Annotated in this window: 23 protein-coding genes and 1 tRNA gene; 15 read left to right on the top strand and 9 right to left on the bottom strand. The window is 69.1% G+C overall.

The genetic code is table 11. The features are described 5' to 3' along the window. Positions 1-76: 76 nt before the first annotated feature. Positions 77-162 (bottom strand) — tRNA-Tyr (locus ACAG20_RS20650). A gap of 79 nt (positions 163-241) precedes the next feature. Between ACAG20_RS20650 and ACAG20_RS20655 the strand changes: the two genes are divergently transcribed. The 4 genes from ACAG20_RS20655 to ACAG20_RS20670 all read left to right on the top strand — a co-directional run bounded on the left by ACAG20_RS20655 (position 242) and on the right by ACAG20_RS20670 (position 4,973). Further along, positions 242-733, top strand: coding sequence for a YajQ family cyclic di-GMP-binding protein (locus ACAG20_RS20655; RefSeq protein WP_112684543.1), 492 nt, complete (start codon positions 242-244; stop codon positions 731-733). 44 nt (positions 734-777) lie between these two features. Further along, positions 778-2,253, top strand: coding sequence for a flavin-containing monooxygenase (locus ACAG20_RS20660; protein ID WP_370493946.1), 1,476 nt, complete (start codon positions 778-780; stop codon positions 2,251-2,253). Between the two features lie 19 nt (positions 2,254-2,272). Beyond that, positions 2,273-3,298 carry an NAD(P)H-dependent glycerol-3-phosphate dehydrogenase gene (locus ACAG20_RS20665; protein WP_370493947.1) on the top strand — a complete coding sequence of 342 codons (1,026 nt, stop codon included), beginning with the start codon at positions 2,273-2,275 and terminating at the stop codon, positions 3,296-3,298. 142 nt (positions 3,299-3,440) lie between these two features. Further along, the gene (locus ACAG20_RS20670; protein WP_370493948.1) at positions 3,441-4,973 is read left to right on the top strand and encodes a SulP family inorganic anion transporter; all 1,533 of its coding nucleotides are present in this window, start codon (positions 3,441-3,443) and stop codon (positions 4,971-4,973) included. Here ACAG20_RS20670 and htpX read toward each other — a convergent pair. Both htpX and grcC1 read right to left on the bottom strand, forming a co-directional pair. Beyond that, positions 4,970-5,818 (bottom strand): zinc metalloprotease HtpX, encoded by an 849-nt coding sequence (gene htpX, locus ACAG20_RS20675; protein WP_370493949.1) that lies wholly within the window; start codon positions 5,816-5,818, stop codon positions 4,970-4,972. The two genes, ACAG20_RS20670 and htpX, sit on opposite strands and share 4 nt — an antisense overlap. A 73-nt stretch (positions 5,819-5,891) precedes the next feature. After that, a complete protein-coding gene (gene grcC1 / locus ACAG20_RS20680; RefSeq protein ID WP_370493950.1) occupies positions 5,892-6,908 on the bottom strand; it encodes a nonaprenyl/(2E,6E)-farnesyl/geranylgeranyl diphosphat synthase in 1,017 nt (338 codons plus the stop codon). A gap of 15 nt (positions 6,909-6,923) precedes the next feature. On the opposite strand from grcC1, the gene menJ reads away from it, so the two are divergent. From menJ to ACAG20_RS20695, 3 genes are all read left to right on the top strand, one after another. Beyond that, positions 6,924-8,150: a menaquinone reductase gene (menJ, locus tag ACAG20_RS20685; protein ID WP_370493951.1), complete on the top strand. Its 1,227-nt coding sequence runs from the start codon at positions 6,924-6,926 to the stop codon at positions 8,148-8,150. A gap of 124 nt (positions 8,151-8,274) precedes the next feature. Beyond that, positions 8,275-8,952, top strand: a complete 678-nt coding sequence (locus tag ACAG20_RS20690; RefSeq protein ID WP_112684537.1) for a class I SAM-dependent methyltransferase — start codon at positions 8,275-8,277, stop codon at positions 8,950-8,952. A gap of 5 nt (positions 8,953-8,957) precedes the next feature. After that, on the top strand, positions 8,958-9,398 hold the full coding sequence (locus ACAG20_RS20695; RefSeq protein WP_370493952.1) for a nitroreductase/quinone reductase family protein: 441 nt from the start codon (positions 8,958-8,960) through the stop codon (positions 9,396-9,398). 96 nt (positions 9,399-9,494) lie between these two features. Here ACAG20_RS20695 and ACAG20_RS20700 read toward each other — a convergent pair whose 3' ends face one another. After that, on the bottom strand, positions 9,495-10,184 hold the full coding sequence (locus ACAG20_RS20700; RefSeq protein WP_370493953.1) for a demethylmenaquinone methyltransferase: 690 nt from the start codon (positions 10,182-10,184) through the stop codon (positions 9,495-9,497). Positions 10,185-10,221: 37 nt separating this feature from the next. On the opposite strand from ACAG20_RS20700, the gene ACAG20_RS20705 reads away from it, so the two are divergent. Then, positions 10,222-10,860 carry a DsbA family protein gene (locus ACAG20_RS20705; protein WP_370493954.1) on the top strand — a complete coding sequence of 213 codons (639 nt, stop codon included), beginning with the start codon at positions 10,222-10,224 and terminating at the stop codon, positions 10,858-10,860. 77 nt (positions 10,861-10,937) lie between these two features. Here the strand turns inward: ACAG20_RS20705 and ACAG20_RS20710 are convergent, their stop codons facing one another. The 3 genes from ACAG20_RS20710 to ACAG20_RS20720 are packed head-to-tail and all read right to left on the bottom strand — an operon-like array spanning position 10,938 to position 13,952. Beyond that, complete coding sequence (locus ACAG20_RS20710) at positions 10,938-11,474, bottom strand: DUF3592 domain-containing protein (protein ID WP_370493955.1); 537 nt, start codon at positions 11,472-11,474, stop codon at positions 10,938-10,940. Beyond that, the gene (gene menD / locus ACAG20_RS20715; RefSeq protein WP_370493956.1) at positions 11,471-13,111 is read right to left on the bottom strand and encodes a 2-succinyl-5-enolpyruvyl-6-hydroxy-3-cyclohexene-1-carboxylic-acid synthase; all 1,641 of its coding nucleotides are present in this window, start codon (positions 13,109-13,111) and stop codon (positions 11,471-11,473) included. The genes ACAG20_RS20710 and menD overlap by 4 nt, the downstream gene beginning before the upstream one ends. Before the next feature lie 10 nt (positions 13,112-13,121). Further along, on the bottom strand, positions 13,122-13,952 hold the full coding sequence (locus ACAG20_RS20720) for an alpha/beta fold hydrolase (RefSeq protein ID WP_112684531.1): 831 nt from the start codon (positions 13,950-13,952) through the stop codon (positions 13,122-13,124). Between the two features lie 88 nt (positions 13,953-14,040). Here ACAG20_RS20720 and ACAG20_RS20725 point away from each other — a divergent pair, with 88 nt between their 5' ends. Next, positions 14,041-14,709 (top strand): sensor domain-containing protein, encoded by a 669-nt coding sequence (locus ACAG20_RS20725; protein WP_370493958.1) that lies wholly within the window; start codon positions 14,041-14,043, stop codon positions 14,707-14,709. A gap of 4 nt (positions 14,710-14,713) precedes the next feature. Here the strand turns inward: ACAG20_RS20725 and ACAG20_RS20730 are convergent, their stop codons facing one another. Continuing rightward, complete coding sequence (locus tag ACAG20_RS20730; protein WP_370493959.1) at positions 14,714-15,859, bottom strand: LLM class flavin-dependent oxidoreductase; 1,146 nt, start codon at positions 15,857-15,859, stop codon at positions 14,714-14,716. Positions 15,860-15,904: 45 nt separating this feature from the next. Further along, positions 15,905-16,855, bottom strand: a complete 951-nt coding sequence (locus ACAG20_RS20735) for an o-succinylbenzoate synthase (protein WP_370493960.1) — start codon at positions 16,853-16,855, stop codon at positions 15,905-15,907. 165 nt (positions 16,856-17,020) lie between these two features. Here ACAG20_RS20735 and fadD8 point away from each other — a divergent pair, with 165 nt between their 5' ends. The 6 genes from fadD8 (at position 17,021) to ACAG20_RS20765 (ending at position 22,658) form a co-directional block, all read left to right on the top strand. Next, the gene (fadD8, locus tag ACAG20_RS20740) at positions 17,021-18,625 is read left to right on the top strand and encodes a fatty-acid--CoA ligase FadD8 (RefSeq protein WP_370493961.1); all 1,605 of its coding nucleotides are present in this window, start codon (positions 17,021-17,023) and stop codon (positions 18,623-18,625) included. 35 nt (positions 18,626-18,660) lie between these two features. After that, positions 18,661-19,563: a 1,4-dihydroxy-2-naphthoyl-CoA synthase gene (locus tag ACAG20_RS20745; protein ID WP_370493962.1), complete on the top strand. Its 903-nt coding sequence runs from the start codon at positions 18,661-18,663 to the stop codon at positions 19,561-19,563. 125 nt (positions 19,564-19,688) lie between these two features. Next, complete coding sequence (locus ACAG20_RS20750) at positions 19,689-20,558, top strand: SDR family oxidoreductase (protein ID WP_370493963.1); 870 nt, start codon at positions 19,689-19,691, stop codon at positions 20,556-20,558. A gap of 24 nt (positions 20,559-20,582) precedes the next feature. Further along, on the top strand, positions 20,583-20,993 hold the full coding sequence (locus ACAG20_RS20755; RefSeq protein ID WP_112684524.1) for a VOC family protein: 411 nt from the start codon (positions 20,583-20,585) through the stop codon (positions 20,991-20,993). Between the two features lie 106 nt (positions 20,994-21,099). After that, positions 21,100-22,380, top strand: a complete 1,281-nt coding sequence (locus ACAG20_RS20760) for an inorganic phosphate transporter (RefSeq protein WP_112684523.1) — start codon at positions 21,100-21,102, stop codon at positions 22,378-22,380. Continuing rightward, positions 22,377-22,658 (top strand): hypothetical protein, encoded by a 282-nt coding sequence (locus ACAG20_RS20765; protein WP_112684522.1) that lies wholly within the window; start codon positions 22,377-22,379, stop codon positions 22,656-22,658. Before ACAG20_RS20760 ends, ACAG20_RS20765 begins: the two co-directional genes overlap by 4 nt. Positions 22,659-22,702 lie beyond the last annotated feature (44 nt).

The following is a 22,702-nucleotide window of genomic DNA, read 5'->3' on the forward strand; positions in this document are numbered from 1 at the left end:
ACCCGCGGCCGCCCAAAGAAAAAATCCGAACCCTAAACGAGGGTTCGGACTATTCCGATGTCCTGAGACATCACAGTGGTGGCAGGTGCAGGATTCGAACCTGCGTAGGCTTGCGCCGACGGATTTACAGTCCGCTCCCATTGGCCGCTCGGGCAACCTGCCGTATCGCGCCTAGCAGACTACAACGAGGATGGACCCGGGACACAAACGGGCAGCACAGCACCAAAGAGAGGACAGGTTCGTGGCGGACTCATCGTTCGACATCGTCAGCAAGGTCGACCGGCAGGAGGTCGACAACGCGTTGAACCAGGCCGCCAAGGAGCTGGCCACGCGGTTCGACTTCCGCGGCACCGACACCACCATCGCCTGGAAGGGTGAGGAGACCATCGAGTTGGTCAGCTCCACCGAGGAGCGGGTCAAGGCCGCCGTCGAGGTGTTCAAGGAGAAGCTGATCCGGCGCGACATCTCGATGAAGGCATTCGACGCCGGCGACCCGCAGCCCTCGGGCAAGACCTACAAGGTCAGTGGCGGCCTCAAGCAGGGCATCAACGCCGAGCAGGCCAAGAAGATCAACAAGCTGGTCCGCGACGAGGGCCCCAAGGGCGTCAAGACCCAGATCCAGGGCGACGAGATCCGGGTGTCGTCCAAGAAACGCGACGACCTGCAGGCCGTCATCTCGCTGCTCAAGGGCGCCGATTTGGACATTGCACTGCAGTTTGTCAACTACAGGTAGAAAGGCCCTGCCCACCGGCCCGCCAAGTGCCTAGGCTGGTGACCGTGAACACACAGGATGTCGTCGACGTCGTCATCGTCGGAGCCGGGATCTCGGGTATCGGCGCGGCCTACCGCATCACCGAGCGAAATCCCGGCACCAGCTACGTCATCCTGGAGCGCCGCGAACGCATCGGCGGCACCTGGGACCTGTTCCGCTATCCCGGGGTGCGCTCGGACAGCAGCATCTTCACGCTGTGCCTGCCGTATGAGCCGTGGACGGGCCGCGAACGGGTGGCCGAAGGCCACGAGATCCGCGAATACCTGACCGACGCCGCACGCAAGCACGGCATCGACTCCCACATCCGGTTCAACAGCCTCGTGACCGCCGCGGACTGGGATTCGTCGACCGACACCTGGACGGTCACCGTCGACGAGGGCGGCACCACCCGGTGCTACCGCAGCCGGTTCGTGTTCTTCGGGTCCGGCTACTACAACTACGACGACGGCTACACGCCGGAGTTCCCTGGCGTCGAGACCTTCACCGGCACAGTGGTGCACCCGCAGCACTGGCCCGAGGACCTGGACTACACCGGCAAGAAGGTGGTGGTGATCGGCAGCGGCGCCACCGCAATGTCACTGGTGCCGGCACTGACACAGCAGGCCGGGAAGGTCACCTTGCTGCAGCGAACGCCGACGTATCTGATCTCGGCGTCGAAGTACAGCAAGTTCGTCGACTTGGTGGTAAAGCTGTTGCCCCGCAAGGTGGCCCACCCGATCATCCGGACGACCATGGCACTGTTCGAGGGCTGGGTCTGGTTCCTGGCCCGCAAGACGCCGCCGATCCTGAAATGGATACTGCGCCGCCAGGCCGTCAAGAACCTGCCGCCCGGTTACCCCGTCGACGTCCACTTCAAGCCGCCGTACCAGCCGTGGGATCAGCGACTCTGCCTGATCCTGGACGCCGACCTCTACAGCGAGATCAGCGCCGGGCGACTGGAGATGGTCACCGACCGGGTCGACCACTTCGACGCCTCCGGTATCGCGCTGCAATCCGGCCAGCACCTCGACGCCGACGTCATCATCACCGCCACCGGTCTGCAACTGCAGGCACTGGGCGGTGTCCGGATCAGCCTGGACGGCACCGAGATCAAGCCGGCCGACCGGTTCGTCTACAAGGCGCACATGCTCGACGACGTGCCGAACCTGTTCTGGTGCGTCGGCTACACCAACGCCTCCTGGACGCTGCGCGCCGACATGACCGCGCGGGCCACCGCCAAGCTGATCGACTACATGAACTCCCGCGGCTACACCCACGCCTACCCGCATCTGGGCGATGAGCCGCTCACCGAGAAGCCCGCCTGGGACATTCAGGCCGGCTACGTGCTGCGCTCCCTGCACGCGCTGCCCAAATCCGGCACCAAACGGCCGTGGAACGTCCGGCAGAACTACTTCGCCGACGTCGTGGACTACCGCCTCGACCGGATCGACGAGTCGATGGTGTTCGGTCGGGCCCGCGAAAGCGAACCACTGGCGGGGTAAGCCGGGGTAACTTCGCCGCATGGCAGCAGCTACCCGCACCCCCAAGGTCGTCGTGCTCGGCGGCGGATCGTTCGGCACCACGGTGGCCTCCATCTGCTCGCGGCGCGCACCGACACTGCAATGGGTGCGATCCGAATCGACCGCCGACGACATCAACACCAGCCGGCGCAACAGCCGCTACCTGGGCAACGAGGTGGTGCTCAGCGAGACCTTGCGCGCCACTACCGATTTCGCCGAAGCCGCCCACAGCGCCGACGTCATCGTGATGGCGGTGCCCTCGCATGGCTTCCGGGGCGTGCTCACCGAACTCGCCAGCGAGCTGCGGCCCTGGGTGCCGGTGGTGTCGCTGGTCAAGGGCCTGGAGCAGGGCACCAACATGCGGATGTCGCAGATCGTCGCCGAGGTGTTGCCCGGGCATCCCGCCGGCATCCTGGCCGGGCCGAACATCGCCCGCGAGGTCGCCGAGGGCTACGCCGCCGCGGCCGTGCTTGCCATGCCCGACCCGTACCTGGCCGCGGAGCTGGCGTTGCTGTTCCGCACCAAACGGTTCCGGGTCTACACCAGCGACGACGTGACCGGTGTCGAGATGGCTGGAGCGCTCAAGAACGTCTATGCCATCGCGGTCGGGATGGGCTACTCGCTGGGGATCGGCGAGAACACCCGGGCCATGGTGATGTCACGTTCGGTGCGGGAGATGTCCAAGCTCGGCGAGGCGATGGGCGGGGCCCGCGACACGTTCTCCGGTCTGGCCGGCATGGGCGATCTGATCGTCACCTGCACCAGCCAGCGCAGCCGCAACCGCTTCGTCGGCGAACAGCTGGGCGCCGGCAAACCGATCGACGAGATCATCGCGTCGATGAACCAGGTCGCCGAGGGGGTACGCGCGGCCAGCGTGATCATGGAGTTCGCCTCGCAGTACGGGCTGAATATGCCGATCGCGCGCGAGGTCGACGGCGTGATCAACCACGGCTCCACCGTCGAGCAGGCCTACCGCGGGCTGATCGCCGAAACCCCCGGCCACGAGGTGGAGGGAACCGGGTTCTGACTGTGTGATCGCTGTGGGATTCACGCCGACTGTGTAGCCGATGTTTACTTGCCCGACACGTCATATTCCTGATCCGGAAATACAAGATCAATAGTTTTCCCGCATCTCGGCAACACCGATGAGGGCAGGGGAACCAACCACGATGCTGACCGCGCGTAAAGCCGGCACCGACGTCGACCGACGACCAGGCCGACCACGCACGATCCTGCGCTACGACCTGCCGGCATCTCTGGTGGTGTTCCTGGTCGCGCTGCCGCTGTCGCTGGGCATCGCCATCGCCTCCGGCGCCCCGGTGCTCGCCGGACTGATCGCCGCCATCGTCGGCGGCATCGTCGTCGGCGCGCTGGGCGGGTCACCACTGCAGGTGAGCGGGCCGGCGGCCGGGTTGACCGTCGTCGTCGCCGATCTGGTGAGCCGCTTCGGCTGGAAGGTGACGTGCGCGATCACCGTCGGCGCGGGTGTGCTGCAGCTGGTGCTGGGGCTGAGCCGGGTGGCGCGGGCCGCGCTGGCGATCTCACCGGTGGTGGTGCACGCCATGCTGGCCGGCATCGGCATCACGATCACCCTGCAACAACTTCACGTGCTGCTGGGCGGTCAGTCGGCGAGTTCGGCGTGGGAGAACCTGGCCGGCCTGCCCGACGGGCTGATCGAGGCGCACGGCACCGAGCCGGTGCTGGGCATCCTGGTCATCATCACCATGCTCGCCTGGCGGTCGGTGCCCGGCGCGCTGGGCCGGATCCCCGGGCCGCTGGTCGCGATCGTCGGGGCGACGGTGCTGACCGTGGTGTTCTCCCTCGACGTGCGTCGCATCAGCCTGGACGGGTCACTGCTGGACGCCGTGCAACTGCCCGGGCTGCCGCACGGCAACTGGACTGGCGCCTTCGTCGGCGTGGTCATCGTGGCGTTGATCGCCAGCGTGGAGAGCCTGCTCTCGGCGGTGTCGGTGGACCGGATGCACACCGGGGCGCGCACCGACTTCAACCGCGAACTGATCGGTCAGGGCGCCGCCAACGTCACCTCCGGCATGCTGGGCGGCCTGCCGATCACCGGGGTGATCGTCCGCAGCGCCACCAACGTCAATTCGGGCGCGAAGTCCCGGGCGTCGGCGTTCCTGCACGGCGTGTGGATCCTGTTGTTCGCCCTGCCGTTCGCGGGGCTGGTTCAGCAGATCCCCAGTGCGGCGCTGGCCGGCCTGTTGATCACCGTCGGGTTTCAGCTGATCAAAACGGTTCATATCGAAGCCGCTTGGCGCAGCGGCGATCTCGCGGTGTACCTGGTGACGGTGCTGGGCGTGGTGTTCCTCAACCTGCTGCACGGGGTGCTGATCGGGCTGGCCCTGGCGATGGTGCTGACCGGCTGGCGGGTGATCCGGGTGAAGATCGTCGCCGAGCACATCGGCGACGAGTGGTTGGTGAGTGTCTCGGGCGCGTGCACCTTCCTGGCGCTGCCCCGGCTGACGGGGGTACTGGCGGCGATCCCGGCCGGCACGCACGTCACCCTCGACGTCTCGACCACCTACCTCGACCACGCGGCCGAGCAGGCTCTCGAGGACTGGCGGCGACAGCATTGCGCCACCGGCGGCACGGTATACGCCCCCCGCGACATCACGACAAACTCGGCGGCCGACTCAAACACACCGGCAAACCAGGTGCCGCAGCACGCGGAAGCGCCTTAGCCCCGGACCATCTCCTCGAGCCGGCGAATCCGGTCGGCCATCGGCGGGTGGGTCGAGAACAGCTGGCCGACCTTCTCCCCGACCCGGAACGGGTTGGCGATCATCAGGTGCGACTGGCTGGCCAGCTGCGGTTCGGGCGGCAGCGGCGCGGCCTGCACCCCATCGGAGATCTTGCGCAGCGCCGACGCCAGCGCCAGCGGGTCACCGGTCAACACGGCACCGGACTGATCGGCCTGATACTCGCGCGACCGCGACACCGCCAACCGCACGATCGACGCCGCCAGCGGCCCCACCAGCGCGACCAGCAGCATCGCCAGCGGGTTGCCGTCGCGGCGGTTGCCCATGAACATCGCCATGTTGGCCAACCCGGTGATCACCGAGGCCAGCGCACCGGCCACACACGAGATCAGGATGTCGCGGTTGTAGACGTGCGACAGCTCGTGGCCCAGCACCGCGCGCAGCTCGCGCTCGTTGAGCAGCCGCAGGATTCCGCTGGTGCAACACACCGCGGCGTGGCGCGGGTTGCGGCCGGTGGCGAACGCGTTGGGGGCATTGGTGTCGCTGACGTACAGCCGCGGCATCGGCTGGTGGGCGGCGGTGGCCAGCTCGCGCACGATCCGGTACATCTGCGGCGCCTGGACCTCGGTGACCGGCTGGGCGTGCATCGCCCGCAACGCGAGCTTGTCGCTGTTGAAATAGGTGTAGACGTTCATGCCCACGGCGAACAGCACCGCCAGCCACATCATCTGCGGCCCGAACGCCCGGCCCACCAAGACGATCAGCCCCGACATGACGAGCAGCAGCAAGAACGTCTTCGCCGTGTTGCGATGCGGGTGCCAGGTCATCGACTTCCTCCTCGGAGATCCGCGGTCTTGGTCATTAAACGCCGCGGACACCGCCCGGGTTCCGGCATTGCGATCAGCCGTGCCGGTTGACGGTGTAGTCGACCAGGCCGGCCAATGCCGCACGGCCGACGCCGTCGGGCAGCGAGGCCAGCTCCGCGCGGGCCTGCGCGGCGTAGTCGGCCACCGTCTCCTTGGCCCTGGCCATGGCCGCCGAGGCCCGCAGCAACCCCAGCGCCTCGGCCAGCACCGCGTCGTCGGTGACCGGCTCGGCCAGCAAGGTGCGCAGCCGCTGGGCGTCCGGGCCGGTGTCGGCCAGCGCGTAGAGCACCGGCAAGGTGTGCACGCCTTCGCGCAGGTCGGTGCCGGGAAGCTTGCCGGACTCGTCGGGGTCGGAATCGATGTCGATGATGTCGTCGGAGATCTGGAACGCGGTGCCGACGATGCCGCCGAGGCGGGCCAGCCGTTCGATCTGTTCGTCGTCGGCGCCGGAGAACGTCGCGCCGAACCGTCCGGACGCCGAGATCAGGCAGGCCGTCTTCTCGTAGACCACCTTGAGGTAGTGCTCGATGGCGTCCACGCCCTCGTCGGCGCCGCGGGTCTCGCGCATCTGGCCGGTCACCAGTTGGGCGAAGGTCTCGGCGATGATGCGCACCGCCTCCGGCCCGAGCCGCGACACCAGCCGGGAGGCCGTCGCGAACAGATAGTCACCGGCCAGGATCGCGATGTTGTTGCCCCACCGCGCGTTGGCGCTCGGCGCCCCGCGGCGGATCTGCGCCTCGTCCATCACGTCGTCGTGATACAGCGTGGCCAGGTGCACCAGCTCGATCACCGCGCCGGCCACGGTCACCTGCCAGGCGTCGGGTTCGGGGCCCAGCTGGGCCGACAGCACCGTGAACAACGGCCGGAAGCGCTTGCCGCCGGCGTCGAACAGATGGGTGACGGCCTCGGTCATCAGCGCGTCGCCGCCACGCAACTCGGTGTCCATCAGCTCTTCGATGCGCGCCACCCCGTCGCGCACACTGCCCGCGAACGCCGGGTCGCCCAACCCGCTGAAATCCAGCCCCGCCACCACACTCGCCGGTGTCCTCACGGCTCCAACATACTTGTGAGCGTGAATTCGCAGGCTGATGTGGTGGTCGTGGGTGCCGGTCCGTCGGGGTCGGCGGCCGCCGCCTGGGCGGCGCGGGCTGGCCGGGACGTGCTGGTGGTCGACCGGGCCGCCTTCCCCCGCGACAAGCCCTGCGGCGACGGGCTGACCCCCAGGGCCGTCGAGCAGCTCGAGTTGTTGGGCCTGGGCGACTGGCTCGACAGCCACATCCGGCACCGCGGCCTGCGGATGTCGGGGTTCGGCGGCGACGTGCAGGTGGACTGGCCCGGGCCGTCGTTCCCGTCGACCGGCAGCGCCGCGCCGCGCACCGAGCTCGACGACCGCATCCGCAAGGTGGCCGAGGAATCGGGTGCGCGGATGCTGTTGGGCGCCAAGGCCGTCGGCGCCCACCACGATTCGTCGGGGCGGGTGCGTTCGGTGGTGCTGGCCGACGGCACCGAGGTGCGCTGCCGGCAGCTGATCGTCGCCGACGGGGCCCGCTCCACACTGGGCCGGGTGCTGGGCCGGCAATGGCATCAGGAGACGGTCTACGGCGTGGCTGCGCGCGGATACCTGGCTTCGCCGCGCGCCGACGAACCCTGGCTGACCTCGCACCTGGAGCTGCGCTCCCCCGACGGCGCAGTGCTGCCGGGCTACGGGTGGATCTTCCCGCTGGGCAACGGCGAGGTGAACATCGGCGTCGGCGCGCTGGCCACCGTCAAGCGGCCCGCCGACGTGGCGTTGCGGCCGCTGATGTCCTACTACGCCGACCTGCGCCGCGACGAGTGGGGGTTCGAGGGGCCGGTGCGCGCGCCGGCCAGCGCACTGTTGCCGATGGGCGGTGCGGTCTCCGGGATCGCCGGGCCGAACTGGATGCTGATCGGTGACGCCGCCGCGTGCGTCAACCCGCTCAACGGCGAGGGCATCGACTACGGGATGGAGACCGGGCAGCTGGCGGCCGAGATGCTCGACTGCCCGGATCTGACCCATGCCTGGCCGGAGTTGCTGGCCGCCCGCTACGCCCGCGGGTTCTCGGTGGCCCGGCGGCTGGCGCTGCTGCTGACGTTCCCGCGGTTCCTGCCGGCCACCGGCCCGGTGGCGATGCGCTCGACGATGCTGATGCGGGTGGCGGTGCGGGTGATGGCCAACCTGGTCACCGATGAGGACGCGGATTTCGTGGCGCGCGCCTGGCGCGGCGGGGGGCGGCTGTCCCGGCTGATCGACCGCCGCCGGCCGTTCTCCTAGCCCGTTTTCCCCCGCGAGCAGACGCAAAGGCCCCTAAAACCACGCCATTTAGGGGGCCTACGTGTCTGCTCGCCGCAATGTCAGGACCATTGACATATATCAGACACCTTGATATACCGGGGTGATGAGCGAAGAACCACTGGATTTCCAGTTCGACGCCGCCTACCGCGGCGAGTCCGAGCAGATGGGCTTGGGCGCCAAACCACCGTGGAGCATCGGGGAGCCTCAGCCCGAGCTGGCCACCCTGATCGAGCAGGGCAAGTTCCACGGCGACATCCTCGACGTCGGCTGCGGCGAGGCCGCCATCTCGCTGCACATGGCCGAGCGGGGCCACACCACCGTCGGCATCGACCTGTCGCCGACCGCCATCGACCTGGCGCGCGCCGAGGCCGCCAAACGCGGCCTGACCAACGCCACCTTCGAGGTCGCCGACATCAGCAACTTCACCGGCTACGACGGCCGGTTCGGCACCATCGTCGACAGCACGCTGTTCCACTCCATCCCGGTGGAGGCACGCGACGGCTACCAGCGTTCCATCGTGCGCGCCGCCGCGCCGGGGGCGTCGTACTTCGTGCTGGTCTTCGACAAGGCCGCGGTCCCGGAGGGCCCGCCGTTCGCGGTGACCGACGACGAACTGCGCGACATCGTGTCGAAGTACTGGGTGATCGACGAGATCAAACCGGCCCGGCTGCACGCGGTGTTCCCCGACGACTTCCCCGGCTTCGGCGGCGTTCCGCTGCGCGACGAGGGCAATGGGCGCAAGTCGGCGGCGGGCTGGCTGCTCTCGGCGCACCTGGGCTGAATGCCATGTCCGAGGGGAAGCTGCCCGGCTGGCTCAAGCCGATGAACAGGGTCATGGTGGCGATGCAAAAGCGCGGCATCACCGCCGGCCCGGTCACCGTGCTGACGGTGCCGGGCCGCAACTCCGGCCGGCCGCGCAGCACGCCGATGACACCGTTCACGGTCAACGGCAGCGTGCACGGCGTGGCGTTTCCCGGTGCGGACTGGGCGAGCAATGCCCGCGCCGCGCGGGTGGGCACGTTGACCCGCGGACGCAAGACGCGACCGGTGCAGATCGTCGAACTGTCCGCCGACGAGGCGCGCCCGGTGCTGCGGGCGTTTCACTCCGAGGTGCCGGTCGGCGTGGGATTCATGAAGCGCACCGGCCTGGCGCCGCACGGCACCCCCGAGGAGGTCGAAGCACTCGCCGGCCGCTGCGCGGTCTTCCGGTTCGACCCGGTGGCCTGACGCGCGAGCAGTCCCCCGCACGCGGGACGTGCCCCCAGCGTAGGCCCCCAAATCGAGCGCATTTTGGGGGCCTTCACGTCTGCTCGGCGAAATTAATTAACCGGGCTTGATCGCCGAGTGCAGCGCGACGATGCCGCCGGTGAGGTTGCGCCAGTTGACCTCCGACCAGCCCGCCTGCCCGATCCGCTCGGCCAGCGCGGCCTGGTCCGGCCAGGCGCGGATCGACTCGGCCAGATAGACGTAGGCCTCCGGGTTGGACGACACCGCGCGGGCCACCGCCGGCAACGCCCGCATCAGGTACTCCTTGTAGGCGGTGGCGAACACCGGCACGGTCGGGGTGGAGAACTCGCAGACCACCAGTCGCCCACCGGCTTTGGTCACCCGCGCCATCTCGCGCAGGCCCGCCACGTGGTCGACGACGTTGCGCAGCCCGAAGCTGATGGTGACCGCGTCGAACACCGCGTCGCCGAACGGCAGTCTGGTGGCATCCCCGGCCACCTTGGGTACGTCACGCTTGTGGCCGGCGGCCAGCATGCCGACCGAGAAGTCCGCGGCCACACACCACGCACCGGATTTCGCGAGTTCGACGGTCGACACCGCGGTGCCGGCGGCCAGGTCCAGTACCTGCTCCCCCGGCTGCAACGCGAGCGCTTTGCGGGTGGCCCGACGCCAGGCGCGGTCGCGGCCCAGCGACATCACCGTGTTGGTCAGGTCGTAGCGGCGCGCGACACCGTCGAACATCGATGCCACGGCATGGGGATCTTTGTCCAGGTGGGCGCGGCTCACCGGGTCGACGCTACTCGCCTCCGATAGGGTTCGTGGAATGCGGTCTTGGCTGGGCACATTGGTGGCACTGGTGACGTTCGGCGTGGCGTTGGCGGTTCCGGCGATGGCCGAACCGCCCGGCACGACGCGGGCACCCGACCACTTCGGCGTGCTCGCCGGAGCCGCCGACGCCCCGGTGCAGCTGGAGATCTTCTGCGATCCGCAGTGCTCCGAGTGCGCGAAATTCGTGGCGGACTCCGGCGGTGAGCTGAGCCGGCACCTGGCGGCCGGGGATGTCGCGGTGACGTACCGGTGGATGACGTTTCTGGACGCCCGCCGCGGCAATGACACCTCCGCGCGGGTCGGCAACGCGCTGATGGCGGCCGCCGATCCGGCCACCTCGGCGCCGACCTACCAGACGTTCGTCAACGAGCTGTACCGCAAGGGCGGCGCCCCGAACCTCGAGGAGATCGCGACCACCGCGCGGGACAGCGGCCTGCCCGCCCACGTGGTGGACCGGATCGCGGCCGGGGAGTTCGCGGTCGACCCCACCTCGATGAACGCCTTCAACCGGGTGCAACTGCTGGCGGCCAACCCGGAGAGTCCCGGCACCCCCACGGTTTACGACCTTGGCACCAGAACGGTCGTCGACACCGATGAGGCCGGCTGGCTGGACCGTCTGGTGGAACAGCGTTAGCGCGACCCGCACAATCAACGCCCTGGGTGCACACTCAACGCGCCGACACCCTCCCGGGGCGCGTCAGTGGTGGGCGTTCATGGTGCGTCGGCGGCGTTGAGTGTGCGGGCCGACCGTCCCAACCGCCGTTCGATGACGGCCAGCCCCGCCAGCGCCACGGCGCCGACCAGCAAGGCGATCACCACGATCGAGCCGGCGGGGATGATCGCCAGGACCGCGGTGCGGTGCTGCACCCGCACCAGGTCGGGGTCGCTCTTGTCGTATTCGACATAAATGCGCATCCCGGTGGCCAATTCGGACGGGTAGAGCACGCCGAGCTCGGGGCGGTAGGTGATTCGCTCCGGGGTGACGAACTCGATGGTGGAGCGGCGGAAACCCGCGTTGAGCACCTCGGCCTCGGCCACGCCCATGTCACGCTCGATGGCGATGTCGTTGCGCCAGGCCCCCGCCACCAACAGCAACGACTGCATGGTGACCACGATCATCATGATCAGCACCGCCATCCGCGACCAGCGCAGGAGGCGTCCGGCCAGGCTATTGCGCGCCACGGTGCCCTCACCGTGAATCAGTCTGCGCAGCAACGATTTCAACGAAGTGAGGCGAGGCGATCTCACAGCGCGGCCTTGATCGCGGCGTGCAGCGCCCGCAGCGAGGAGCGGTCGGCTTTGACCTCGAGCACCCGCATCCCGCCGGCGGGTTCGGCCAGTGCGGCGGCCAGCTCCCCGACCTCGATCTGGCGGGAGTCGACGTGATAGGCGCGGCACAGCGCGCCGACGTCGACGTCGTGCGGGGTGCCGAAGATCCGCGACGACACGTCGGCGAACCGGGGATCGCCCTGTTCCAGCAGCTCGAAGATGCCGCCGCCGTTGTCGTTGGAGACCACGATGGTCAGCTGCCGCGGCGTCGGCTCGGTGGGCCCGATCAGCAGCCCGGAGCTGTCGTGCACGAACGTCAGATCCCCGATCAGGGCGATGGTGCGGCCGGGATCGGACCCGCGTTCGAAGGCCAGCGCCGCGCCGATCGCGGTGGACACCGTGCCGTCGATACCGGCGACCCCGCGGTTGGACCGCACCGCCACGCCGTCGCCGGCGAAGCCCACCAGCGCGGCGTCGCGCACCGGGTTGGAGGCGCCCAGCACCAGCTGATCACCGGGCCGCAGCGCGTCGACGACGGCGGCGGCCACATGCAGGCCCGTGGTGAGCGGGTGGGCGGCCAACTGGTCTCGTACTGCGGCGTTGGCGCCGGCGTTCAGCTCCGCGCAGCGGCGCAGCCAGGCCGCATCCGGTTGCCCGGTGGTGACGGCCCGGGTGCCGGTGGCCTGGGAGTTTCCCGACACGTCCGGCCAGCGCGGCCCGGTGGTCAGCGCGAACACCGGCACGCTCGGATCGGCCAGCAACGCCGACACCGGCCGGTGCAAGGTGGGCCGGCCGGCCATGATGACCTGCTGCGGCCGCAGCAACGGCAACGCCAGCGGGTGCAGTGGATTTCGCGGCGTCGGGGCTGTCGGTTCGGCGACGGTGGGCAGCGCCGCCAGGTTCGGGTGCGCCCCGGCGCCATGTCCGGCGATCACCACGGTGTCGGGGGCCAAGTCGATGTCCAACGGCTGGTCGAAGGCGACCGGCGGGGTATAGGTCCACGGCCTGCCGTCCCGGCGGCCGGGCAGCACCGACCCACCATCGTCAGCCTCGGGCACCAGCGGCTCACGCAGCGGAATGTCGAACTGCACCGGTCCCGCGTTGGCGGTGCGAGATCCGTTGGCGGCAGCCAACACCCGGCACACCGCCGAGCGCCAGGTGGCGTTGAGGGCATCGATGCGCTCCGGCGCGTCCTCGGCCAGCCCCAGGCTGATGGTGGCGCGTACCTGGGTGCCGAAGTAGCCGAGCTGCTCCATGGTCTGGTTGGCGCCGGTGCCCAGCAGCTCATAAGGCCGGTTGGCGGACAGCACGATCAGCGGCACCCGCGCGTAGTTGGCCTCCACCACCGCGGGCCCCAGATTGGCCACCGCGGTGCCCGAGGTCATCGCCACGCACACCGGTGCGCCCCCGCCCACCGCCAACCCGATCGCCAGGTAGCCGGCGGTGCGCTCGTCGATACGGACGTGCAACCGCAGTCGGCCGGCCCGGTCGGCGTCGTGCAGCGCGAACGCCAGCGGTGCGTTGCGCGACCCCGGGCACAGCACCACGTCGCGGACACCGCCGCGGATCAGCTCGTCGACGACGATGCGGGCCTGTGCCGTCGAGGGGTTGGTCATTGTTATGAGGTTAGTCGTGTGTCGGGGGCGCGGGCGTCCAGCGGAAGGGCCGGCCGTCGACCTCGGTCAGGAACTCCAGCGCCGCCTTGTTGACCTCGTCGGGTCGCTCGATGAACCCCAGGTGCCCGGCGTCGGGAATCTCCAGGTAGCGGGCGCCCGGAATGGCGTCGGCGACCTCGCGACTCAGGTGAGCCGGGGTGACGACGTCATCGCCGAACCCGATCACCAGCACCGGTTGGGTGATGCTGGCGTAGGCCGGAAGGCGGTTGGTCAGCGGCGCCACGTCCAGCTGGCAGCGCAGGCCCGGGGTGTTTTTGACCGGCCACATGGTGAACATCGCGATCCAGTCCCTGATCGCGGCGTCGTCGCTGAGGGTCTTCGGCGAAAAGCTTTCCAACATCCGCACTTTCGCTTCGTATTCGGCGGGCAGGTCGATCCCGGACTCGGCGAGCTTCACGTCGGCTTGATAGAAGAAGTCCCGGGTGCGGTCGTGGCGGCCCCGGGTGGCCATCAACACGGCGGATTTCACCAGTTCGGGGCGGGCCAGCATCAGTTCCTGGGCGATGAACGAGCCCATCGACACCGCGACGATGCGCACCGGGCCGACGTCGAGGGTTTCGATCAGCTGCGCGGTGTCGGCCACCATGGTCGCGGTGGTGAACCCCGAGGCGTTCTCGGTGGCGCCGATGCCGCGGTTGTCGAAGGTGATCGGGCGGTAGCGGGCGAGTTGGAAGTCGCGCACCTGGTGCAGGTGCCAGCCGCGTCCCGCGCCGCCACGCCCGGCGATGAACAGCACCGGATCGCCATCCTGATTACGGTCGTCGTAAGCAAGGTTGGTCACGGTGTGAAGGTACGCGACCCGCCGACACCTTAAGGTGTCAGGAGCAACTGCGCAGCTGGGGACGGTGATGCGGAGCGGGACCGCGGGGATGGCATCAGGGCTGGTGCTGGCCTGCGCCTTGCTGACCGGTTGTTCGAGGGTCACCGTCGGCCTCGCGGTGCCTGCCGACCACGACGGGCCCCGGCCGGTGGCGGCGTCGGCGCTGCCGGATCTGCTGCTGGAGGCCTCCACCGTCAGCGACATCATGGGCTCCGCCGACATGCGGGTCAAAGACTCCCGGTCACGGATGTTCGACTCCGTCCGGCAGTTCCCCGACCGCTCCTGCCTGGCGGCGTGGATGCCCGTCGAGCAGTCGGTCTACGCCGCCAGTGAGTGGACCGCGACGTTCATCCAGACCCTCTCCGAATCCTCGCTGGACCACTTCGTGATCCAGGCGGTGACGATGTTCGTGAGCCGCGACGACGCGCAGAGCTTCTTCGACGCGACCGCCCGGCGGTGGTCACCCTGCGGCGAGCGGTCCTTCACGACCAGCAAGGGCGACGACGCCGAGACGCCGTGGACGTTCGACACCGTCGTCGACATCGACTCCACGGTGTGGATGACCCAACACCAGGACGACAGCGCGGGCTGGTCATGCCAACGGGCGCTGCGAGTCTCCAACAACATCGCGATCGATGTGCTGGCGTGCAAGCTCTACGTCGGCGACGAGGCCGTCACGATCGCCAACGGCATTGACGCACGGCTACCCAGCGTGTGAGCCCTCAGAGCTTTTTGATGCCACGGACGATCCGGTGGAACGGGACCGCGGCGGTCAGGCCGCTGCGCAGGCTGCGTTGCAGGGCACTCAAATTCGCCAACACGATGTAGCGCACCCCGCAGTCTCGCCACACCGCAACCTGGTCGATGATCTCGCCGGGAGTACCGACCAACGCCGTGCCCCGAACCATTTCCGGGGTAATGCCTTTGATGTGCGAGAGTGCGGTCTGCTCGTCCCAGCCATGCGGTAGCAGGTCTTGCCCTCCGGCGAAGCCAACCCCCAGCGGGTGCTGCGCGCCGTGGTGAGCGAAGAACTCGTCGTTGGCGTTCAGCACCCACGCCTTGATCATCTCCGAGTCCAGCGCCTCGTCCACCTCGGCTGCGCTGCGGCCGGTCACCACCCCGATCCACAGCGCCGGGACGATGGACAGCGGATCGCGTCCGGCATCCGAGGCCGCGGCACGAACGGCGTCCAGCCGCTCCGCGTACTGGTGTGGCTGGTGCGGCGAGGCCGGCAAGAAGCCGTCGCCGTAGCGGCCCACCGCGCGCAGCATGCGCTGCCCGTGCGCGGCGATCCAGATCGGCGGCCACGTGCCGCGGTAGGGCGGCAGGTCGAACAGCGCGTTGCGCAACGGAAAATACGGTGAGTCCCGGTTGACCAGTGCCCCACCGGAATCCCACAATGCCCGGATGGTCGCGATGGCCTCTTCGAACCGGGCGACCGGCTTGGACCACTCCACCCCGTAGGGTTCGTTGCCCTCCCGCTCGCCGGTGCCGATACCGAGGATGGCCCGGCCCCGGGTGAGCAGGTGCAGGGTCGCCGCGGCCTGGGCGGTGACCGCCGGATTGCGCCGGGCGGTGTCGGTCACCGAGGTGCCCAGCCGCAGCCGGGCCACGCGGTTGCGGGCGGCGATGTGCCCGAGCATGGTCCACGGCTCCAGGTAGGCGTCCACCGACGGCATGATCTTGGTCAGGCCGACGTAATTGGGCTGCCACAGCGCCCGCGGGAACAGCGCGTTGAGGTGGTCGGGCGCCCAGAGCGAGTCGGCTCGGCCGGCCACCGCACTCAGGTAGTTGACCCTGGTGAGGGTGTCGACGACCGGGCGCGCGGCCATGACGGGATCTTGGACACCCACACCGAATCCGGCCATTGGCGCACTGTGCTCCGCCAGCGTCGGCCTGCCAAGAGTAAGCGCCTACCCTAAATGCGCGTAGCAGGCCTTGATCCGCTCGATCCACCACTGCCGCCGCTGCGGTGAGGCGGCCAGGGCGTGCAGCCGGGCCGGGTCCGGGGTGACGGGCCGCACCGGCAAGTAGCCGTCAGTTTGTGGCGGCGTCTCGGCGATGTCTTCGACGAACAGCGACCCGGTGCCCAGCCCGCAGGCGTGCGGCAGCTCCGGCAGTGCCGCCGCCGCATGCAGACCGGCCGCGATGCCGACCGCGGAGTCGATCGCGCTGGAGATCACCACCGGGATGCCGATCTGGTCGGCGATCGCCAGCAGCGCCGAAATCCCGCCCAGCGGAGCGACTTTGAGTACCGCGATATCGGCGGCGCCGGCTTTGGCGACGGCCAATGGGTCATCAGCTTTGCGGATGCTCTCGTCGGCCGCGATCGGGATGTCGATGCGGCGGCGCAATTCGGCGAGTTCGGCGACGGTGGCGCAGGGTTGTTCCAGGTACTCCAGGGGGCCCAGCGCCGTTGCCGCCTGCACGGCTTGCGCCACGCTCCAGCCGCCGTTGGCGTCGACCCGCACGGTGGGGACCAGCGCACGGACCGCCGCCACGCGGGCGACGTCGTCGGCCAGCGACTGGCCGGGTTCGGCGACCTTCACCTTGGCGGTGTGGGCGCCGGGAAACCGTGCCAACACCTCGGGCACCTGCTCGGCGGCCACGGCGGGCACGGTGGCGTTGATCGGGATGCGGTCGCGGCGGGCCGGCGGCGGCTGCTGGTAGGCGCCCTCGATGGCAGCGGCCAGCCAGTGCGCGGCTTCGGGCGGTTGGTACTCGGGAAACGCCCCGAACTCCCCCCAGCCCGCCGGGCCGTCGATCAGCGCCAGTTCGCGAACGGTGATGCCGCGGAATTTGACGCGCATCGGCAGCGCCACCACGTGCAACCGGTCGAGGATGTCCTCGATTTGCGGGGGCATAGAGGTAGGTTCTCAGATCATGCGGACTGGCGCGGAACCCTCTCACCGGGACCCGGCACGACAACCGTCGGTCCGCTCCGCATGGCCACCGCCTTCGAGGCGATGATCGACGTGGTTACGGTGGGCGCGGCCGGGCGGAATTACAACACGTTCTAGTCTGGCCAGATGGACGACCACCCACCGTTGCGCAATCCCGTTCACATGGGCCACCTGCTGGCCGGCGCGCTGAAACGCCACCGCGACACCCCGGTGCTGTTCCTCGGCGACACCACGCTGACCGGCGGGGAACTCGCCGACAAGATCAGCCAGTACATCCAGGCCTTCGAGGCGCTGGGCGCCGGCACCGGCACCGCGGTCGGGCTGCTGTCGCTGAACCGCCCCGAGGTGCTGATGATCATCGGCGCCGGGCAGACCATGGGCTACCGGCGTACCGCGCTGCATCCGCTGGGTTCGCTGGACGACCACGCCTACGTGCTGGCCGACGCCGGGATCTCCACGCTGATCATCGACCCGAATCCGGCGTTCGTGCAGCGCGCGCTGGGCCTGCTGGACAAGGTCGAGTCGCTGCGCCAGATCTTGACCATCGGACCGGTCCCCGCCGAACTGGCCGACGTGGCGAGCGATCTGTCCGCCGAGGCGGCGAAGTACCCGGTGCGCCCACTGGTGGCCGCCGATCTGGCCCCCGACCACATCGGCGGGCTGACCTACACCGGTGGGACGACCGGGAAGCCCAAGGGCGTGATCGGCACCGTGGAGTCGATCACCACCATGACCCAGATTCAGCTGGCCGAGTGGGAGTGGCCCGCCAATCCGAAGTTTCTGATGTGCACCCCGCTGTCGCATGCCGGGGCGGCGTTTTTCGCCCCGACGCTGATCAAGGGCGGCCAGATGGTGGTGGCGGCGAAGTTCGATCCCGCCGAGATCCTGAAAACCATTGAGGAACAGCGGATCACCGCGACGATGCTGGTGCCGTCGATGCTGTATGCGCTGATGGACCACCCGGATTCACGCACCCGGGATCTGTCGTCGCTGGAGACGGTGTACTACGGCGCGTCGGCGATCAACCCGGTGCGGCTGGCCGAGGCGATCGAGCGGTTCGGGCCGATCTTCGCCCAGTACTACGGCCAGTCCGAGGCGCCGATGGTGATCACCTACCTGGCCAAGGGTGACCACGACGAGAAGCGGCTCACCTCCTGCGGGCGCCCGACGCTGTTCGCGCGCACCGCCCTGCTGGGCGCGGACGGCCAACCGGTGCCCCAGGGCGAGGTCGGCGAGATCTGCGTCGGCGGGCCGCTGCTGTCCGGCGGGTACTGGAACCTGCCGGAGGCGACCGCGGAGACGTTCCGCGACGGCTGGATGCACACCGGCGACATGGCCCGCGAGGACGAGGACGGCTTCTGGTTCATCGTCGACCGGGTCAAGGACATGATCGTCACCGGCGGCTTCAACGTGTTCCCCCGCGAAGTCGAGGACGTGGTGGCCGAGCACGCCGCGGTGGCGCAGGTGTGTGTGATCGGCACCCCGGACGACAAGTGGGGCGAGGCGGTGACCGCGGTGGTGGTGTTGCGTCCCGAGGCGCCCCGCGACGATGAGGCGATCGCGGCGATGACCGCCGAGATCCAGGACGCGGTCAAGCAGCGCAAGGGCTCGGTGCAATCGCCCAAGCGGGTGATCGTGGTCGACGCCCTGCCGGTGACCGCGTTGGGCAAGCCGGACAAGAAGGCCGTCCGCGCCCAGTTCTGGGAAGGCGCCGAGCGGGCCATCGGGTAGCGGCTGATGCGGAGCGCCCCGGTAGCGTCGCAGGCGTGAGCAGCAACCCCTTTGACAAGAGCATCTGGCGAACGGTCGACGGCTTCGACGGCCTGACCGACATCACCTACCACCGCCACGTCACCGACGCCACGGTGCGGGTGGCGTTCGATCGCCCAGAGGTGCGCAACGCGTTTCGCCCCCACACCGTCGACGAGCTGTATCAGGTACTCGATCACGCCCGGATGTCCCCGGACGTCGGGGTGGTGCTGCTGACCGGCAACGGGCCGTCGGCCAAAGACGGCGGCTGGGCGTTCTGCTCCGGTGGCGATCAGCGCATCCGCGGCCGCAGCGGCTACCAGTACGCCAGCGGGGAGACCGCGGACACCGTCGACGCCGCCCGCGCCGGGCGACTGCACATTCTGGAGGTGCAGCGGCTGATCCGGTTCATGCCCAAGCCGGTGATCGCCCTGGTCAACGGCTGGGCCGCCGGCGGCGGGCACAGCCTGCATGTGGTGTGCGACCTGACGCTGGCCAGCCGCGAGCACGCGAAGTTCAAGCAGACCGACGCCGACGTCGGCAGCTTCGACGGCGGCTACGGCAGCGCGTATCTGGCCCGCCAGGTAGGCCAGAAATTCGCCCGGGAGATCTTCTTTCTGGGCCGGGCCTACACCGCTGAGCAGATGCACCACATGGGTGCGGTCAACGAGGTCGTCGACCACGCCGAGCTGGAGAGCGTCGGCGTGGACTGGGCGCGTCAGATCAACGGCAAATCCCCTCAGGCGCAGCGCATGCTGAAGTTCGCCTTCAACCTGCTCGACGACGGCCTGGTGGGTCAGCAACTGTTCGCCGGCGAGGCCACCCGGCTGGCCTACATGACCGACGAGGCCGTGGAGGGCCGGGATTCATTCCTGGAGAAGCGCGACCCCGACTGGAGCCGCTTCCCCCGCTATTTCTGAGCGGGCGGGGTTCGTTCTGGGCGGGCGGGGTTCGCCGAGGCTGTAGTTAGCGCGGAGAAGTGCGAGTGGCGCTCACGGTAACGACAGTTTCGGCGCGTTCTGACCCCCGCATAGAGTGGCTATCCATGAGCAAGAGCCCCCTACGCCGCCTGACCGAGGCGGTCACCCTGGCCGCGATGCGCCCGCCCGTCGCACCGCAACTGCTGGCATATCGGCCACTGGCCAAACCGGTCGACCTGAGCGGCAAGCGGGTGCTGCTCACCGGCGCGTCGTCGGGCATCGGTGAGGCCGCCGCCGAACTGTTCGCCGACGCCGGCGCCACCGTAGTGGCGGTGGCCCGACGCAAGGATCTGCTCGACGAGGTCGCGGGGCGGATCACCGCCGCCGGCGGCGATGCGACCGCCATCGCGTGCGACCTGTCCGACATGGACGCCGTGGACGCGCTGGCCGCCGACGTACAGCAGCGGCTGGGCGGGGTGGACATCCTGGTCAACAACGCCGGCCGCTCCATCCGGCGGCCGCTGGCCGAATCCCTGGACCGCTGGCACGACGTCGAGCGGACCATGACGCTGAACTACTACTCGCCGCTGCGGCTGATCCGCGCGATCGCCCCCGGCATGTTCGAGCGCGGCGACGGGCACATCATCAACGTCGCCACCTGGGGCGTGATGACCGAAGCCTCACCGTTGTTCGCGGTGTACAACGCCTCCAAAACCGCGCTGTCGGCGGTCAGCCGCGTCATCGAAACCGAATGGGCACAAAAGGGCGTGCATTCCACCACGCTGTACTACCCGCTGGTGGCCACCCCGATGATCGCGCCGACCAAGGCCTTCCGGAACCGCCCGGCGTTGACCGCGCACGAAGCCGCCGAGTGGATGATCACCGCGGCGCGCAGCCGGCCGGTCCGGATCGCCCCGCGGATCGCGGTGACCGCCCGGGCACTGGACGTGATGGCGCCGGGCCTGGTGACCACGGTGATGCAGCGCGGAACGTGATAGACACGAGGCCATGGAGAGCTCATGGAGGTCCTAGCCAGCCGGGTGCTGCTGCGACCGGCCGACTACCAGCGTTCGCTGCGGTTCTACCGCGACGAGATCGGCTTGGCGATCGCGCGTGATTACGGCGCCGGGATGGTGTTCTACGCCGGGCAGTCACTGATCGAGCTGGCCGGTCACGGCGGCCCGGAACGTCCGGGGGCGTCGTTTCCCGGCGCGCTGTGGCTGCAGGTGCGCGACGTCGCGGCCACCCAGGCCGAACTGGAGGGCCGGGGCGTGCCGATCGCCCGCGAAGCACGCCGGGAGCCGTGGGGGCTGCATGAGATGCATGTCACCGACCCCGACGGCGTCACGCTGATTTTCGTGGAGGTGCCCGCCAATCACCCGCTGCGCCGCGACACCCGCCAGGACAACCGCGCCGAATCCGAAGGTTAACGGCAGGCAAACACTTCGAAACGTCTCGGCGTACACCCGCATTTCGCCAGCGTGAACGTTCGACAACGACCCAAGCGGCCGCCAGAATTGACGCTGTGATGCTCTGGTGAGCCTTGATCTGTTCCTTTTGATCATCGTGGTGATCACGGCGCTCGGCTTCGACTTCACCAACGGATTTCATGACACCGGCAACGCCATGGCGACGTCGATCGCCAGCGGGGCGCTCAAGCCCAAGGCCGCCGTCACCATGTCGGCCTGCCTGAACCTGATCGGCGCCTTCCTGTCGACCGCGGTGGCGGCGACCATTGCCAAGGGACTGGTGGACGCCCATCTGGTGACCCTGGAACTGGTTTTCGCCGGCCTGGTCGGCGGCATCGTGTGGAACCTGCTGACCTGGCTGCTGGGCATTCCGTCCAGCTCCTCGCACGCCCTGATCGGCGGCATCGTGGGTGCGATGATCGCCGCCGTAGGCGCGCACGGGGTGATCTGGAGCGGCGTGGTGTCCAAGGTGCTGATTCCGGCCGTGGTGGCCACCGTGATCGCCACCGTGATCGCCTCCGTCGGCACCTGGCTGGTGTACCGCATCACCCGCGGCGTCGACGAGCGCAAGTCCGAGAAGGTGTTTCAGCGCGGCCAGATCGGCTCGGCCGCGTTGGTGTCGTTGGCGCACGGCACCAACGACGCCCAGAAGACCATGGGCGTGATCTTCCTGGCCCTGATGTCCTACGGCGCGGTCAGCACGTCGGCGACGCTGCCGCCGCTGTGGGTGATCGTCAGCTGTGCGCTCGCGATGGCGGCCGGCACCTACACCGGAGGCTGGCGCATCATCCGCACGCTGGGCAAGGGCCTGGTCGAGATCAAGCCGCCGCAGGGCATGGCCGCCGAGTCGGCCGCCGCCTCCGTCATCTTGTTGTCCAGCCACTTCGGGTACTCGCTGTCGACCACTCAGGTCGCCACCGGGTCGGTGCTGGGCAGCGGTGTAGGTAAGCCGGGCGCCCAGGTGCGTTGGAGTGTCGCCGGACGAATGGTGTCGGCGTGGCTGGTGACGCTGCCGATGGCCGGCGGTGTCGGCGCAGGCGCCTACGGCATCGTGCACGGCATCGGCGGCTACCTCGGGATCGGCGTCGGCGTGACGCTGCTGATCACCGTGGTGCTGGCGATCTGGCTGCGGTCGCGCCGGGCACGCATCGACCACCACAACGTCAACGCCGAATGGGAGGGCAGCCTGACTGGCGGCCTGTCCGCGCCCAGCCACGTGCCACTTCCCGCGGACGCCCCGCTGGTCGAGCAGGCCCTGCGGTCGGCATTCGAGACCGGGCCCCAGGCGCCGCAGCTGACCATCGTCCCGGCCGGCGACGCCAGCACGCGCGAAACCATCCGCTCATGAGCGAGTGGTTCAACTACGCCGCCACCCTGAAGATTCTGGTCTTCGGGCTGCTGGTCGGCGCCGCGCTGCCCGCGCTGTTCGCAGTCGCCACGCGAATCAATGTCGCCGCCCACGGTGGCGCCGGCGAGGTCGGCGTCCGGCGGCCGCTGCTGATCGCGGTCAGCTGGGCGATCTTCCTCCTGGTGTTGGTCGTGGCGGTCGTCGGGGTGCTGTTCGTCGCCCGCGACTTTCTGGGTCATCACTTCGGTTGGTACCTGCTGGGAGCCAAGCCCCAGTAGCCCGGCTCGCGCGCCGCCTTCCCTGGCTTGGTACCCGTAATATC

Origin of the sequence: Mycobacterium sp. pW045, assembly GCF_041287085.1 — a bacterium.
Taxonomy (GTDB): Bacteria; Actinomycetota; Actinomycetes; order Mycobacteriales; family Mycobacteriaceae; genus Mycobacterium; species Mycobacterium algericum_A.